This is a genomic window from Candidatus Centipeda massiliensis (genome assembly GCF_900290285.1).
GTDB lineage: Bacteria > Bacillota > Negativicutes > Selenomonadales > Selenomonadaceae > Centipeda > Centipeda massiliensis.
On sequence record NZ_LT985758.1, the window covers coordinates 58,037 to 74,446 of the forward strand.

The following is a 16,410-nucleotide window of genomic DNA, read 5'->3' on the forward strand; positions in this document are numbered from 1 at the left end:
TTATGATGAGTAAACAAGGTGGAGGGGCACAGGAGGCCATGCAGAAATTTGGTCGCTTCCTGTCCGGAATGGTGATGCCGAACATCGGCGCATTTATCGCATGGGGCTTTCTGACAGCACTCTTTATTCCGACGGGATGGATGCCGAACGAATACCTCGCACAGGTCGGCGGTCCGATGAGCAAGTGGCTGATTCCTCTGCTCATTGGCTACAGCGGCGGCGCGGCAATCTACGGGCATCGCGGCGGTGTCATGGCGGCGATTGCCACATCGGGCATCATCGCGGGTTCGGATATCCCGATGTTCCTTGGCGCGATGATTATGGGGCCTCTGGGCGGCTGCATCATCAAGAAATTTGACGATGCCATCCGTGACAGCATTCCGGGTGGCTTTGAGATGCTGGTCAACAACTTCTCGCTCGGCATTCTCGGCGGCATCCTCGCGATGATTGCCTACGCCATTGTCGGCCCTGTGGTCGGCGGTGCGAATGACATCCTGCGCAGCGGTGTGGAGGGAATCGTCGCGATGGGGCTTCTGCCACTCGCGTCCATCATCATCGAGCCGGCAAAGGTGCTCTTCCTCAATAACGCACTCAACCACGGCGTACTCAGCCCGCTTGGTATCCAGCAGGCGCAGGAATATGGCAAGTCCATGTTCTTCCTGCTTGAGGCAAACCCGGGCCCCGGTTTCGGTATCTTGCTCGCGTACTGGCTCTTCGGCAAGGGCATGGCAAAGTCGTCCTCGCCGGGCGCGATGATCATTCACGTTCTCGGCGGCATCCACGAAATCTACTTCCCGTACATCCTCATGAAGCCGACGCTCATTGTTGCAGCGATTGCGGGCGGTATGTCCGGTGTCTTTACGCTCGGTCTCCTCGGCGGCGGTCTGATTGCACCGTCCTCTCCGGGCTCGATCTTCGCGATCATTGCCATGACACCGAACGGCTCGGCACTCTTTGCAAACCTCTCGGCGTTCGCCGTTGCGACAGCGGTATCCTGCGCGGTTGCCTCCGTCTTTATCAAGATGTCGAAGGATGTTGAAGAGGATTCTCTTGAGTCGGCGCGTGAGAGCATGGCGGACATGAAGAATCGCGGCAAGGATCTCCCCGCAGAGAAGAAGGTTGCGGGCAAGGATCTGAAGGTCATCGTCTACGCCTGCGACGCGGGCATGGGCTCGTCCGCGCTCGGTGCGGCGGCACTTCGCAAAAAGCTCAAGAAGGATGGCTATACGGACATCTCCGTTACGAACTGCGCCATCGGCGCAATCCCGAGCGAAGCGCAGCTCGTCATCTCGCATGAAAAACTCGCGGAGCGTGCGCTTGCGGACTCGCCGCAGGCAGAGCACATCTGGGTGCGTGACTTTACGCAGAACAACGTCTACGAAATTGTTACTACACGTCTGAAAGAGGCGGCGGTCGAAGCGGGGACTCCGGCGTCCGATGCAGAGGCAGAGGCGACCGATACGGTCAGCGCGGGTGTCCTGCTGAAAGAAAATGTCAAGGTTGGACTTCCCACCGTCAGCCGCGAGGACGCAATCGCGGCGGCGGGCAAGATGCTCGTGGCGAGCGGCTACGTCGACGAGGGCTATGTGCAGGGGATGCTCAACCGCGAGCAGGATCTCTCGACCTACATCGGCAAGGGGATTGCGATCCCGCACGGTGAGAACGCCGTCAAGGATACGATCAAGAAGACGGGCATCGTCGTCTGCCAGTATCCCGAGGGCGTGAAGTTCGGCGATGAGACGGCGCACCTCGTCATCGGCATCGCGGGCGTCGGCAACGACCACCTCGCCATTCTCGCGAATATTGCGACCATGGTCGGCGACTATACGGATGAACAGCTCGAAGAACTCTTCAAGACCAAGAGCGCCGATCAGCTGTACGAAGTCTTTACGAAGGCAGATTAAAAAACCTGAAAGGAGATTTCCATGAAACAGGCAATCCATTTCGGCGGCGGCAACATCGGCCGCGGCTTTATCGGGGAATTGCTCGTGCGCTCGGGCTACGAGGTCACATTTGTCGATGTTGCAGAGGCGCTGGTCGACGAGATCAATGCGCGCCGCTCCTATGACATCGAGGTGGTCGGCAATGAGCCGAAGAGCATTCACGTCGAGCACGTGAAGGCGATCAACAGTAATAAGCAGCTTGAGGAACTGCTGGACGCATTTGTCACGGCGGACATCGTGACCACCGCCATTGGACCGAACATCTTGAAGTTCATTGCGCCGAATATTGCGAAGGGGCTTGCGCGCCGCGTCGAGAAGAACGATGCGCCGCTCAACATCATCGCGTGTGAGAACATGGTGGGCGGCTCGACCGTCCTCAAGAACTTCGTCTACGAGCATCTTGCAGACGATGTGAAGGAGAAAGTCACGCGCAGCATCGGTTTCCCCGATGCTGCTGTCGATCGCATCGTGCCTATCCAGCACAATGATGATCCGCTGCTCGTGAAGGTCGAACCATTCTGCGAATGGGATGTCGACCGCAAGGGCGTGGTCGGTGCAGAGCCGCAGATCGAGGGGCTGACGTGGGTGGACAATCTCGAAGCCTACATCGAGCGCAAACTCTTCTCCGTCAACACAGGGCACGCCTCCATTGCGTACATGGCATATCTGAAGGGTATTGAGGACATCGCATCGGCGATGAAGGACGAGGAGATCGTCGCGTTCGTCCGCCGCGTCTGGGCGGAGACGAGCGAACTGCTCATCGAGAAATACGGCTTTGACCGTGAGAAGCACGCGGCATACATCCGTACGGCAGAAGAGCGGTTCAAGAATCCGCACCTCTCCGACGCCGTGACGCGCGTTGCACGCGGGCCGAAGCGCAAACTCGGCGCGAAGGATCGCCTCGTTTCTCCCGCATCGCAGCTTATGGAGCGCGGCAGAAAGCCCGAGGCTCTGGCAACTGTCATCGCCGCCGCCCTCCATTTCGACTTTGCCGACGATCCCGAGGCGGTCGAGGTGCAGAACTATATAAAGGAGCATGGACTCCAAGAGGCGATTACGCATTTCACGGAAGTCCCCGCAGGTACAGAACTCTTCAACCTCATCCTTGAGAAGAATGCAGCATTGAAGAAGTAAACTACATCAAAAAGAATCGCGGTACAACGTTGTGTCGCGATTCTTTTTGCTTGACCATAGGGAAGGGGAGGGCGTATGATGATGGAAATGGAGGGAAGCATCATGAACTACCGCAAACTTGGAAATCTCATCGTTTCGTCGGTCGGGCTTGGCTGCATGGGGATGAGTCAGAGTTACGGCGCGCCCGCCGACAAGAAGGAGATGCGCGAGCTGATTGCCGCTGCCGTGGATATGGGCATCACGCTCTTTGACACGGCGGAGGTATACGGCACGCCCGACGACCCGCATGACAATGAGAGACTTGTCGGAACGGCACTTGCGCCCTATCGGGACAAGGTTGTCCTCGCTACGAAGTTTGGTATCCATTTCGATATGAGCCTGCTGAAAGAGGGAAAAAGTCCCATCGTTCCAGACGCGCGTCCCGAAGTGATCCGTGCTTCTGTAGACGCCTCTTTGCAGCGATTTGGGACAGATCATATCGACCTCTACTATCAGCACCGCATCGATCCGAAGATCCCTGTTGAGGAGGTCGCAGGTGTAATGGGCGATCTGATAAAGGAAGGAAAGATTCGCCACTGGGGTATCTCCGAGGCGACGGAGGAGGACATCCGTCGTGCACACGCCGTCTGTCCGCTCACGGCAGTGCAGAATCGTTATTCAATGATGGCGCGCGCATACGACGCCCTTTTTCCTGTTCTCGAAGAGCTGAACATCGGCTTTGTCGCATTCTCGCCGTTTGCGAACGGCGTGCTTACGGGCGCATACGACAAAACCTCGACATTCGAGGCGGGGGATATGCGCGCACGGATGCCGCAGTTCAGCGCGGCGGCGATGGAGGAGAACGGTCAGCTCCTCGCGCTTCTCCATGATCTCGCTGAGGAGAAGGGCGCGACGTGTGGACAGATCGCGCTCGCATGGATGCTCTGCAAGAAAATGTACATTGTACCGATTCCGGGGACACGTAAGCGCGAACGCCTCGCAGAAAATGCAGGGGCTGCAGACATTCTTCTCGATGCTGAGGAAATTGCAGGAATTGACGAGTGTCTGGAAAGGATTCCGATGTCTGCGGTTTTTGGAGTCATGCGCCGCTAGATGTGATAAAGATCACAGCACAATGATAAAAATTATATATGCTAAAAAACATGAAGAAGCGGTCGGATTTTCGTCATGAGATTCCGGCCGCTTTGTTCAGCCCTCCAATTATCAAGAGAAATGAAGTCCATTCATTTTTGAAATAGTCTACAGCTATAGAAAAGACTAATATAAAATATGTATTTCATTTTTCTTTCATAGCCGTGCTAAAATAAACCAGAGTTATGGAAGGGATAGTATATGGTTGAAATTCGTTTGAACGATGTCAGTCAAATGTTTGAAGGGCGTGAAGTCCTACACCAGATTACGTGTTCCTTTCAAGGCGGCAGGGTGACTGCCGTTGCCGGGGCAAATGGCAGCGGAAAATCGACGCTTCTGCGCCTTGCGGCGCGGCTCATGCTTCCAACTTCTGGAACGGTTGATACGTTTTGGGACGGTGTACCTGTCAAGGGAGCAGAGTACCGCAGCCTGCTTGCGTTGGCGACGCCGGAGATGGAGCTGTATACGCGCCTGACGGTGCGTGAGAATCTCCTTTTCCTGCTCGGTGCACGCGACATTGCATCAGACGATGATACAATGGCAACGCTGCTCGAACGCGTGGGACTTCCTCGGGAGGTTCTGCCGCGTATGATGGGGCAGCTCTCGACCGGGATGCGCCAACGCGTTCGTCTTGCCGTTGTGCTTGGCACGGATGCCGAGGTATGGCTGCTCGATGAGCCGGGACTTGCCCTCGATGAACATGGACGCGCTCTGCTCCTGCATGAGACGCGTGCAGCGGCGAAGAGGGGACGGCTCATCCTGTGGGCGACGAATGAACCGGAGGAAAGGAAGGCAGCGGATGCGTGCTTCAATCTTACGAGTGACACTCAACGTCGCCCGTAAAGAACTCCTCGACGGCATCCGCCTCCGCGCCGGCTATGCGACGATGGGAATGTTCGCACTGACGGTGATCGCCTTCCTGAGTATGTCGCTCGCGTGGGGGACGATGGATGTCCGCCTTGCGTCGGCACTCCTCTGGATTGTGATTTTCTTTGCGGCGACGCTGCAGGGCGAGCGGCTCTTTGCGGAGGAAGCTGCGGCGGGCACGCTGCCCTTTCTGTGGATCTACGTTCCGGCACAGGCGGTGCTCTTCGGCAAGATGGCGGCACATTTCATTACGCTTGTCGTGCTTGCGGCAATCGTTCTGCCTCTTGTCATCATTCTGATGGACGCACCGCTTGTCCTCAATGGCTGCTTCGTCGGCACATTGTTTTTAGGGCTTTGGGGGATGGCGGCGGCGGATACGCTGCTTGCGGCGGTCGCTGCAAATGCGAGCGTGCGCGGCGGACTTGTTCCCGTCCTGCTGCTCCCGTCCATGCTCCCGATTCTCCTGCCCGCGATTTCGCTCTCGGCGGGTGGGGGAGAGCCGGCGCTCCTTGGGGGGATGCTGATCTATGATATGGCGCTCACGGTGGGCGCGTCGATACTGTTTGATTCTCTCTGGATTGAGAGTTAGAGATGGGGGTTTCATGCTAGCCGGGGTGATTGCCGCTCTGACATTGGCTGTGCTCTACGCCGTGTTCTTCGTCGTCCCTCCTGCTGAGGGGCTGGGCAACTACGTACGCATTGCATTCTTTCACATTCCGTGTGCATGGGTCTCGGTCATCGCGTTCTTCTGCGCCGCTTTCTGGGGCGCACGTTATCTGAAAACGCGAAACCTTCACGATGATGCGAAAAGTGCGCGATCTGCGTTTCTCGGATTGCTTTTCACCCTCCTCGCGACGGGGAGCGGGGCAATCTTCTCAAAGCTCACATGGGGCGCTTATTGGAACTGGGATCCGCGGCAGACGACCATTTTTGTTCTGCTCCTTATCTATGGCGCGTATGTGACGCTCCGTATGACGATGCGGGACGAACGCGCACGAGCCTCATCGTCGGCGGTCTATGCACTCTTTTCCTTTATTGCAGTTCCGTTCCTCGTTTTTATCCTGCCGCGCATGTTTTTCTCGCTGCACCCGTCGCCCGTCCTCAACGGCGCGGGGCAGCTCGATATGGACGCAGTGATGCTTGGAACGCTTATGCTGTCGCTCGTCGATGTGACACTTATGTATGTTTGGCTGATGAAACGGGGGGATCGTCATGCGTAAATACTTCTTTGTTGTACTGATTCTTGGATTTATCGGATATGCAGGGTATTTCTTTGCGAACTCTGTGACCCCTTACGTCAGCATTGCGGAGGCGCGCACCTCCGAGCGAAATGTGCAGGTCAAGGGACTGCCCGACGATACCATCGAACCTCACATGGAGAACAATATGTTCGTGTTCTCTATCTCCGATGAGGAGACGGGGGAGACTATGCTCGTCCGTTACAAGGGCGTAAAGCCCGATAACTTTGATGAAGCATATCATGTCGTTGCGATTGGGAAATATACGGACAATGCGTTCACAGCAGACAAACTGCTCATCAAATGTCCGTCGAAGTATGAGGCGGAAAAAGGAAAGGTTCAGGTATGATCGGAACGTTATTCTTGGGTGCAGTTCTGTTCTTTGCCCTCGCCGCTGTGTTCTGTGAGACGCAGGGAAAAACAACCGAAGGACGGATCTGTGCAACTCTAACGGGGCTTGCATCGATCGGTGCAGCGGTGTTCCTCTTCGTCATTATCCTGAACGATGATTTCAGCTACACCTACGTTATCAGTTACTCCTCCATCAGTCTGTCGCAGCTCTACAAGCTTTCCGCATTCTGGGCGGGGCAGCAGGGATCGTTTCTTCTCTGGCTCGTGATTCACGCCGTTGTCGGTGTTCTGATTGCACGTGAAGGGCGGATGACGGCAACGGGGCGCACGATCTACCATGCACTCACCGCCATGCTCGCCCTTCTCGTCCTCTTTAAGAGTCCCTTTACTCCCGCAGAGGTCGCCGTCATGGACGGGCATGGGATGAATCCACTGTTGCAGGATCCGTGGATGGCAGTGCATCCGCCGATCATCTTTGTGGGGTACGCGCTGCTTGCAGTTCCGTTTGTCTACTCTCTTGAGAGCATGATAAAGGCGCCGATGGACGGGGGGGTTCTTGTACCGATGCGCCGCTGGACGCTCATCGCATGGGCATTCCTCGGCGCAGGCATTTTCATCGGTGGTTACTGGGCGTATAAGGTGCTCGGGTGGGGCGGCTACTGGGGCTGGGATCCCGTGGAGAACTCCTCGCTTGTCCCGTGGCTGCTCGCCTGTGTCCTGCTCCATCTGATCTCCATCGCGCGCAGGCGGCACGGGGCATTTTACCTCGTTCACCTCGCGGCAACCTTCTCCTACGCATTTGTCCTTTACGGGACATTCCTTACGCGCAGCGGCATCCTTGGTGATTTCTCCGTCCACTCATTTGCGGGCTCGGACATCGGTCTCTACATCGCTCTCGCCAATGCGGCTGTCCTGCTCTTCGGGCTTGGTATTCTAACCGTTCGGATTGAGCGTTTGCCGAAGGGGGCGGTCTACGAGCAGCACCGCAGCCGAGACTTCCTCGTTCTGCTTGGGATGCTCCTCATCGTATTCATCGTGGCTATCGTATTCTTTGGGATGTCCATGCCGCTCATCTCTGGGCTGCTCGGAGAGAGTGCAGCGGTCGATACGAGCTACTATGTACGCACCTCGCTGCCGATCGCAGTTTTGTTTACCCTCATCATGGCACTCGGCGTACTTCTGCCCTACGGCGGCGGACGCGTTGCACGGCCTGTGTGGATCTTCGTGATCTCCGTAGGTGGTGGCATTCTTGCAGGGCTGGTCGGAGTAACGGATATTCTGTCGGTTCTGCTCTCCACCTTTGCCCTCCTTGCCGCACTTGCTGCCATTGAGGCATTTCGCCGTCAAGGGATCGGCATGGGCGGGATGATTGCCCACATTGGCACGGGACTTGCTCTACTCGCATTTATTCTCTCGGGGTCGGGCAGTCAGACCACGACGGTCACACTCATCCCTGACGAGCCACAGGAGGTCTACGGACACACGATCATCTATCGTGGACAGTCGTTTGCTGAGAGCGGCAGTGAGAAGTCCTACCGCTACGAGGTGGACGGCAGTCTGTGCGAGGCAGTGACAAAGCTGCGCGCAAACGGTGAGGATGCGGCACGTGAGCCTGCGATTGCAAGAAGTCTTGCGGGTGATCTCTATATCGCACCGTCGCCGACCTCGGCGGAGCGTGACGAGCTGATCCTTCATCGCGGCAAGACTGTTATGGGGATCAACGACTATGCTTATCGCTACGAATCCATCGCGTTTGAGCCGCAGGGCGGCGGCAAGACCCTCGTCACGGCGCAGATTGCGCTGACGGACGGCGAGGAGGTCGATGATGCCGCTCCCACGATCCTTGCGACGGAGACGGGCGGGACATCCCAGCCGATCGAAGTGATGAACGGCAAGTTCCGCATTCGTCTCACGGGTGTATCGGCGGATGAACGTGACGTCAGGATAGAGATTCTGCCCTCCGTGGCAGAGGAGGCGGCACTCCCTGTTCCCGCCTCGGTCAGTACAAAGCCCGGCATCTCCATCCTCTGGCTTGCCTGTGTTCTCGTGACTGCCGGCGGTCTCCTGGCAGCTGCACAGGCGGGGAGGAGCCACTGATAAACTCAGCACCGCCATCTTGGCACATCCTTTTCGCCCTGTCTGCGTCAACAAATCCTCCACAGAGCTCTACTCTGCGTCCGGTTTGTTTTCTTGACAGGACAAAAATTCTGCACCAATCTGACGGACTTCATTTTATCATTGGCTCCTAGTCCGCGCAAAGGAGGTGGATCGGAAGTTTAGTTGACCCCGAAGAAATCATAGAGAGGAGGAAGGACACATGAATTTGAAGCAGTATGTGGAGGAGCATACACTGCGGTGCGTCATTGGCGCCTTTGTACTGGGGCTGCTCGTCATCGGGGGCGGCATGGTCATGGACAAGGTCTCCGCTTCGCCGGCATTTTGTGGAACGTGCCACGCGATGCAGCACGAGTCGAAGTCACATGCCATGTCGACGCACGCGGATATCGCCTGCGTGGAGTGCCATCTGCCGCACGACAATATTGCCGTTTACTATTTTGAAAAGGGCAAAACAGGTATGCACGACACGCTCCATCAGGTGCTCGATGACTATCCCGTACACATCAAGATCTCCGATCACGGGCGGGATATCGTGAATGCCAACTGTCTGCGCTGCCATACATCGACCATGGGGGCGGTATGTCTGGACAGGGGCAAGGACGGAAATGCAAATTGTACGAAGTGTCACAGTGGTATGCCGCATGGTTCCAATCCTTTAGAAGGGGGGATAAGAGTTGAGTAACAGAAAGAAAATCATCGCAGGTGTTGCCGGCGTCTGTGCCCTGTTCTTTGGATTTGTCGCTGTTCGCATCGGCGCACACCCGAACGATGACAGCATCAAACGCGTGCAGATCCAGGGCGACACCGCTGCCAAGATCGGCAAAGAGGCGTACAAGGATGCTTACCCGCTCCAGTACAACTCATTCATGAAAAACAATGAGGAATCTCCGTCGCCCACAGGCTACGGCGGCAGCATGGAGGGCAACAGTCATCTGGAGCACCAGCCCGAGATGCTTGAGAACTTTAAGGGCTATAAGTTTGCCATCCAGTATGACGACGACCGAGGGCATACGTATGCGGGCTACGATCTCCTGCATACGAAGAGGCTTCCGGGACAGAAGGGGAGTTGTCTACAGTGCAAGGGTTCGTATGTTTATGATGTGTACTTCAAAGAAGGTGGATGGGCGTATGCATCGAAGCCGTTTGATGAAGTTGCGGCTCCCATCACGATGGATGAGTGGTTTGGCTGCTCGACCTGCCACGATCCTGAGACGATGGAGCTGCGCGTTTATCAGCAGGGCTTCATTGAGTCGATGGCAAAGCGCGGCATTGATGTGAATGCTGCCAGCCACAACGAGATGCGCGCCTATGTCTGCGCACAGTGCCATACGGAGTACTACTTCTCGGCTGAGGATGGCCGTGTAACGCATCCCTATACGAACGGTCTGGATGCCGAGTCCGAGTATCAGTACTACCAGTCCGGACAGGCAGGCGGATTCAAGGGCGACTGGATGCACCCCGACTCCAAGACGATGATGCTCAAGGCGCAGCATCCGGAATTCGAGACGTGGGCGACAAGCGTTCATGCCGACGCCGGTGTCACCTGCGTGGATTGCCACATGCCCTATATGCGCGATGGCGGCAAGAAGTACACCTCGCACTGGATGACGAGCCCGCTGAAGACCACGCAGCAGTCCTGTCTGAAGTGTCATGACGAGAGCGAGGAGACCCTCGTTGCACGCGTCAAGACCATCCATGACAACACGTTCAAACTCCAGCGTATCGCGGGGCAGACGGTTGCACGCGCACATCGCACGGTCAAGGCTGCGATGGATGCGGGCGTACCCGATGCAGCACTCGACGATGCGCGCGCAAAGATTCGCGAAGCACAGTGGTACTGGGATTGGGTCGCCGCCGAGAACGGCATGGGCTTCCATAACCCCGACAAGATCATGCGTACCCTTGGGCTCGCGATTGACCTGGCACATCAGGCAATCGAGTCCGCCGAGGGAGCACGCCACGGCTTCCAGCCGCTCTGATCGGAGCACGACGAGACCAAAAAAGAATCGCCTCATGTTGGGGCGATTCTTTTTTTGGTCTCGTTTTGTATTTTACAGCATCCCGCTCATCCAGATGAGGCGTACGCCGAGACCGAACATTGCGAGTGAGAGAAGGACGAGGATGACCTTGGACTTCGTCTTCTGCGAGATGACAGCCCCAATCTGGGCACCGATAGCGGCACCGATGGAGATGCAGATCGCAGGTGTCCAGATGATGTGATTGAGCAGGAAGTGACTGATGACACCGAATGCTGCCGAACAGGCAAGAACGAAATGTGAGGTCGCTGTCGCCATGTGTACGGGGAAGTCGAGCAGGTAGACCATGAGCGGCACGTGAATCACGCCGCCGCCAATGCCGAAGATGCTCGAGATGAAGCCGACCCCCGCGCTTGCGCCAACGCCAAGCGAGCGGTTGAATGTGAAGCCTGCAGGGAGCGTGTGGACATCCGTATGTTTCTTGTGCGTGGCGTTCCAATACATGAGCAGTGCCATCACAAGCAGGAATGAACCGTATGAGACGTACAGCATCGGTCCCGTGAAGTCGTCGACGATGTACGAGCCGAGGAATGCGCCCGGCAGCGTCGCGAGTGCAAATGGTACTGCGGCAGGGAAGTAGACGCGCTGCTGGCGGATGTAGGCGAGCGTCCCTGAGAGAGCATTGGCAAACACGATCACCAGTGATGTTCCCGTGATCTGTGCCGCCGTGTGGAAGTACGGATAGATGCCGCCGTCCGACAGGAAGAAGATGAAGATCGGCACGCAGATCAGACCGCCGCCAATGCCGACAAGTGTTCCGAACGTGCCGACAAAGAGTCCGAGTACGAGAAAGAGAAGAATATCAAGTCCCATAAATCATGCCCCCATAGTGATCAATACATTGCCTATTATAGCATACAGGAAGTATTAGACAAGAGGGCAGTATTTATGATATGATGAGCGCAAAGAAGCCCATTTACTATGTTAGGGACTTATTTAGGGGAGCTTCTTTGATTCTTTGCAGGAAGGAGGGCAGGGAATAGGGCGCCGGCATGGTTCGGCATGTAATCTTAGTAAATACTAAAGAAAGAAGTGACAACACATGGTTACATTTCTTGGTGCGCTTGCAACGCTCATTGTGGGCTACATTGTATATGGTACAATCGTAGACCGGGCGTTTGGGCGTACGGGGGAGGTTGCCCCCGCGATACGGCTCGAGGATGGAGTGGACTACATCCCCCTGCCGACGTGGAAGGTGTTTCTCATCCAGCTGCTCAACATCGCAGGGCTTGGCCCGATCTTCGGCGCACTTGCGGGTGCGCTCTGGGGACCGAGTGTCTACCTCTGGATCGTCTTCGGTACGATATTTGCCGGTGGCGTGCACGACTACCTCTCGGGCATGATCTCGTTCCGTGAGGACGGCAAGAGCCTCTCGGAGATCGTCGGTAAGAATCTGGGGCACATCATGCTCCAGATCATGCGTATCTTCTCGATTGTCCTGCTCGTTCTCGTCGGTGTCGTCTTTATGACGGGACCTGCTATGCTGCTTTCAAAGCTTACGGGGCAGGAAGTACTCCTGTGGCTCGGCGTGATCTTCATCTACTACACGATGGCGACGCTCCTGCCGATCGATAAGATCATCGCGCGGTTTTATCCGATCTTCGGTATCTGCCTGATCGTCATGGCGCTCGGCATCATGGGCGGCATGCTCTTTGGTGTCGGCGGGCACGTCATGCCTGAGATGACGCTTGAGAATCTGCATCCGAAACAGCTGCCGATCTGGCCGCTGCTCTTTATCACGGTTGCCTGCGGTGCGGTCTCGGGCTTCCATGCGACCCAGTCGCCGATCATGTCGCGCTGCCTCAAAGATGAGCGCATGGGGCGGCCTGTCTTCTACGGTGCAATGGTCGCTGAGGGCATCATTGCACTCTGCTGGGCGGCTGCCGGCGCGACCTTCTACGACGGCACGGCAGGGCTCGGTGCGGCACTCAAGGAGGCGGGTCCTGGTGGTGTCGTCTATGAGGTCTGTAACGGCTTTATGGGTGCCATTGGGATCGGCGGCGTGAGCATCGGTGCAATTCTTGCCATGCTCGGTGTTATTGCCTGCCCGATTACCTCCGGTGATACGGCGTTCCGCTCTGCACGTCTGACGCTTGCGGATTGGCTGAACATCCCGCAGAAGGAGGCACCGAAGCGCCTTATTATCGCTGTTCCGATGCTTGGTATCGGTCTTGTCCTCTCTCAGATGGATTTTTCTATTATCTGGCGTTACTTCTCGTGGGCGAATCAGACGCTTGCGATGATTACCCTCTGGATGGGCACAGCATACCTCTATCTGCATAAGCCGGGTTCGTATGCCTATGTTTTCGCTCTCGTACCCGCGATCTTCATGTCAGCAGTCACGACGACCTATCTCATGCAGGCTCCCGAGGGATTTGGTCTTCCGACAAGCATCACCTATCCGGCAGGCATCGGCTTTGCCATTCTCTTTACAGGACTCTTCGTCCGTGCATATATTTTGCGTAAGAGAACGCTCTGACGCCGACCGCCGTGCTTTTGCATGGCGGTTTTTCTTGCAAAAAAAAATATATATGATACAATAGTCATATACGAGCGGGTAACCGTTCTCATACGATAAGGGAGGAAATACACAATGACGAAAAATGAGGAGAAAGACGTGCAGGAAGAGGCAGTGGAGACGGCTGCTCCCGAGGGGCGCTCGAAGGCAGAGAGATTTCAGGAATTCCTGAAGGAGAACCAGATTGAGTTCTTTGAGTCTCAGACGCTTGATGACGAGTTCCATACGACGATCTTTCGCTCGCGTATTGAGGCAAAGAAGCAGATTATGCCGATGGCGATCTTCATTGATGACAGCTTCTTTACGATTATCCGCACCCAGGTTGCGACGGGCATCAATGTGAATAATGTCGAGCGGATTAAGGGATACCTCAATAAGCTCAATGCGGAGTACAAGATCTTCAAGTATTATCTCCGTGAGGACGGCAATATCTACCTTGATATCTGCATTCCTTTTGCCGATGAGACATTCGACAGCCGGATGATAAACACGCTTCTGCCGATTCTCGTGAAGCAGCTTGAGGATGAGTATGAGGATCTCATGGCTGAGGTCTGGGCAAAGGACTAACGCACACGTAATAGTGGGGGACTGCTTCCATGCAGGAGGCAGTCCTTTTTTGCGAAAACACACAGGAAGTTTGCTTGATTTTCCTTTCAAATCTGGGTACAATAAAGCACGGTCAAGATGGATGTACGGGAGGGATGGCATGGATTGGAAGAAGCTGATTGGTGGGCGGCAATTTTGGTCGCTGATGGCCGTTCTTCTCATTCTCCTTGGAGTCGTGCTCATTGTCGGACACCCGCACGAGGAGGCTGCACCCGCCCCTCTGCCGTCGGCAGAGAATGATGTAAAGGTGCTCGTACTCAACTATCACATGGTCAACTCCATGTTCATATCGCTTGCGGTTGAGCCGTCAGACTTCGACTGGCAGATGAAGTACCTTGTCGACCATGGCTATCATACGATTACACCTGATGAGCTCTACGACTTTCTTGCGGGGCAGGGAACTCTGCCGGATCGTCCGGTGCTCATTACCTTTGATGATGGCTATGTGGACAACTATACGAATGCCTATCCGATCTTGAAGAAGTATAACCTCAAGGCGACCATTTTTATTGTCACCGGTTTTGTCAGCAAGCGCAAGGGGTATCTGACCTGGGATCAGCTGCGTGAGATGGAGCAGAACGGCATTACGATGCAGTCGCATACCGTGACGCATGCACCCCTGCCGGAGCTGCCGGATGACCGCATCCGCGAGGAACTCGTCGAGTCGAAGAAGCAGGCGGAGGCAGAACTCGGACACCCGATTGAGTTCATCGCCTACCCGACGGGGGCACACGATCTGCATATCGTTGGGATTGCGAAGGAGGCGGGATATAAGGGCGGCTTTACGGTCAAGTATGGAAATGTCGACCGGAGCAGCAACATCTACGCGATGGAACGCGTGCCCATCTTTCGTACAGCAGCGACCAATGCAGACTTTGTCGACCGTCTGCGCTACACATCGAATATCACGCAGTATGGATGGATAAGGAATTAAGGAAACCCTGATACATTCCGTAATTCAATGAGAACATTTATTATTTATATAGTATAGTGATATTCATCATACGGTACTCTGTATTTTTTCTTTACCCCATGGGGAATGTTGTGTTATAATCACAAATGTTAAAACTGCAGACGGGAACAGCGAGAGGAAACATGGATACTCTGACCTCCTGTGTGCAGCACCGTATTTTATGGGTTGTGGGAACTTCCCACAAAGGAGGAAACAGTATGAAGAAGACAATGGTAGCTGCTCTTGCAGCTGCACTGACGGTCGGCGCAGCGTCCACGACGTTTGCAGCGGCAAACCCGTTCTCGGATGTGCCCCGTGATCACTGGGCATACGATGCTGTGACGCAGCTTGCTGCGGACGGTGTTGTCGAGGGCTATGGTGACGGTACGTATCGTGGTGAACGCAACATCACGCGCTATGAGATGGCGCAGATGGTCGCCAAGGCGATGGCAAAGAGCGATATGCCCGCATCGGATCGTGCTCTTGTTGACCGCCTTGCAGCTGAGTTTTCAGATGAGCTGAACAATCTTGGTGTTCGTGTCTCGAACCTCGAGAAGAACGCTGACATGGTGAAGTGGACGGGGCTGCTCCGCTATGACTATTCAAGTGTACGTAAAGATGGAAGCGCACGTACGAACAAGGATCTTCTCCGCTTCCGCCTCTTCCCGACGGCTGAGGTCAACGATCATTGGAAGGTTGGGGCGCGTCTTCAGGCAGATACCAACATGAGGACGGATAATGGCGACTTTGGCACGAAGGATACCCAAAAAGGAAAGGATAAAGTCGTTGTTGACCGTGCTTATGCAGATGGTACTTATGGCAAGCTGAATGTTCGCCTTGGTAAGCAGGATCTTTTTTCCGCTGCAGATGAGGGCTTGGTGTTCGATACTGCTTTCTCGGGCGGGATTGTAACATTTGGGAATGTCGTTAAGGCAAAGATTGCTGCGGGACGTATGTCTGATTTTGCTAGCAAGGAGGCAGGGAAGGAGGATGCTGCTGGTAACTATCAGAGCATCGAACTCACCACAACGCTGGGACAACTGACTGGCGGCATCGGTTATCATCATGTAAATAGCAACTATTTCAAGACGCTTCCCAGTTATAACAAGAATGCCAATGCTGCGGACAATGCAAATATCTGGACCATTGGTGGTAGTTATAAGTTTGATAAGAATGTAGCGCTCAAGGGTTCCTATGCACAGAACGCAGAAGCGGATATTTATAAGAAGTCTGCAAACATTGAGCTTAGCTATAAGGGAGCCAAGAAGTCGGATATGGGTTCTTGGGGATTATTCCTTGCTTATCGCCATCTCGGAAAGTATGCTTCCTTCGCACCGACCTATAATGTAGGTGCTGCGGATCAGAAGGGAATTGCTGTTGGAACCAGCTATACTCTCTTCAAGAACGTTCTCGCGAAGGCAGAGTACTTTAAAGGGAAGGAAATCTCTACAGATACGGATGTCAGCAAGCTCTTTGCGCGTGTAGACTTCTCGTTCTAAAATTTTCAGCGGAATTT

At 55.1% G+C, this 16,410-nt stretch carries 15 protein-coding genes; 14 read left to right on the top strand and 1 reads right to left on the bottom strand.

What is annotated here, in order from left to right:
• Positions 1-5: 5 nt before the first annotated feature.
• The 10 genes from C8273_RS11695 to C8273_RS11745 all read left to right on the top strand — a co-directional run bounded on the left by C8273_RS11695 (position 6) and on the right by C8273_RS11745 (position 10,761).
• On the top strand, positions 6-1,904 hold the full coding sequence (locus C8273_RS11695) for a PTS mannitol transporter subunit IICBA (RefSeq protein ID WP_106627883.1): 1,899 nt from the start codon (positions 6-8) through the stop codon (positions 1,902-1,904).
• Between the two features lie 21 nt (positions 1,905-1,925).
• Positions 1,926-3,077, top strand: coding sequence for a mannitol-1-phosphate 5-dehydrogenase (locus C8273_RS11700; protein ID WP_106627884.1), 1,152 nt, complete (start codon positions 1,926-1,928; stop codon positions 3,075-3,077).
• Between the two features lie 102 nt (positions 3,078-3,179).
• A complete protein-coding gene (locus C8273_RS11705) occupies positions 3,180-4,169 on the top strand; it encodes an aldo/keto reductase (protein ID WP_106627959.1) in 990 nt (329 codons plus the stop codon).
• A 240-nt stretch (positions 4,170-4,409) separates the two neighbouring features.
• The gene (locus tag C8273_RS11710; protein ID WP_106627885.1) at positions 4,410-5,051 is read left to right on the top strand and encodes an ABC transporter ATP-binding protein; all 642 of its coding nucleotides are present in this window, start codon (positions 4,410-4,412) and stop codon (positions 5,049-5,051) included.
• On the top strand, positions 5,008-5,664 hold the full coding sequence (locus C8273_RS11715; protein ID WP_106627886.1) for a heme exporter protein CcmB: 657 nt from the start codon (positions 5,008-5,010) through the stop codon (positions 5,662-5,664). The genes C8273_RS11710 and C8273_RS11715 overlap by 44 nt, the downstream gene beginning before the upstream one ends.
• Before the next feature lie 13 nt (positions 5,665-5,677).
• Positions 5,678-6,295, top strand: coding sequence for a cytochrome c biogenesis protein CcsA (ccsA, locus tag C8273_RS11720; protein ID WP_106627887.1), 618 nt, complete (start codon positions 5,678-5,680; stop codon positions 6,293-6,295).
• A complete protein-coding gene (locus C8273_RS11725; RefSeq protein WP_106627888.1) occupies positions 6,288-6,662 on the top strand; it encodes a cytochrome c maturation protein CcmE domain-containing protein in 375 nt (124 codons plus the stop codon). Before ccsA (C8273_RS11720) ends, C8273_RS11725 begins: the two co-directional genes overlap by 8 nt.
• Complete coding sequence (gene ccsA, locus C8273_RS11730) at positions 6,659-8,761, top strand: cytochrome c biogenesis protein CcsA (protein ID WP_106627889.1); 2,103 nt, start codon at positions 6,659-6,661, stop codon at positions 8,759-8,761. Before C8273_RS11725 ends, ccsA (C8273_RS11730) begins: the two co-directional genes overlap by 4 nt.
• Before the next feature lie 220 nt (positions 8,762-8,981).
• A complete protein-coding gene (locus tag C8273_RS11740) occupies positions 8,982-9,464 on the top strand; it encodes a cytochrome c3 family protein (protein WP_106627890.1) in 483 nt (160 codons plus the stop codon).
• Positions 9,457-10,761 carry an ammonia-forming cytochrome c nitrite reductase subunit c552 gene (locus tag C8273_RS11745; protein ID WP_106627891.1) on the top strand — a complete coding sequence of 435 codons (1,305 nt, stop codon included), beginning with the start codon at positions 9,457-9,459 and terminating at the stop codon, positions 10,759-10,761. Before C8273_RS11740 ends, C8273_RS11745 begins: the two co-directional genes overlap by 8 nt.
• Positions 10,762-10,833: 72 nt before the next feature.
• On the opposite strand, the gene C8273_RS11750 is transcribed toward C8273_RS11745, so the two are convergent.
• Complete coding sequence (locus C8273_RS11750; RefSeq protein WP_106627892.1) at positions 10,834-11,631, bottom strand: sulfite exporter TauE/SafE family protein; 798 nt, start codon at positions 11,629-11,631, stop codon at positions 10,834-10,836.
• Between the two features lie 229 nt (positions 11,632-11,860).
• Here C8273_RS11750 and C8273_RS11755 point away from each other — a divergent pair, with 229 nt between their 5' ends.
• The 4 genes from C8273_RS11755 (at position 11,861) to C8273_RS11770 (ending at position 16,393) form a co-directional block, all read left to right on the top strand.
• The gene (locus C8273_RS11755) at positions 11,861-13,297 is read left to right on the top strand and encodes a carbon starvation CstA family protein (protein ID WP_106627893.1); all 1,437 of its coding nucleotides are present in this window, start codon (positions 11,861-11,863) and stop codon (positions 13,295-13,297) included.
• 114 nt (positions 13,298-13,411) lie between these two features.
• Positions 13,412-13,903, top strand: a complete 492-nt coding sequence (locus C8273_RS11760; protein ID WP_106627894.1) for a hypothetical protein — start codon at positions 13,412-13,414, stop codon at positions 13,901-13,903.
• Positions 13,904-14,042: 139 nt separating this feature from the next.
• Complete coding sequence (locus tag C8273_RS11765; RefSeq protein WP_106627895.1) at positions 14,043-14,876, top strand: polysaccharide deacetylase family protein; 834 nt, start codon at positions 14,043-14,045, stop codon at positions 14,874-14,876.
• 236 nt (positions 14,877-15,112) lie between these two features.
• On the top strand, positions 15,113-16,393 hold the full coding sequence (locus C8273_RS11770; RefSeq protein WP_106627896.1) for a porin: 1,281 nt from the start codon (positions 15,113-15,115) through the stop codon (positions 16,391-16,393).
• Positions 16,394-16,410: the final 17 nt, after the last annotated feature.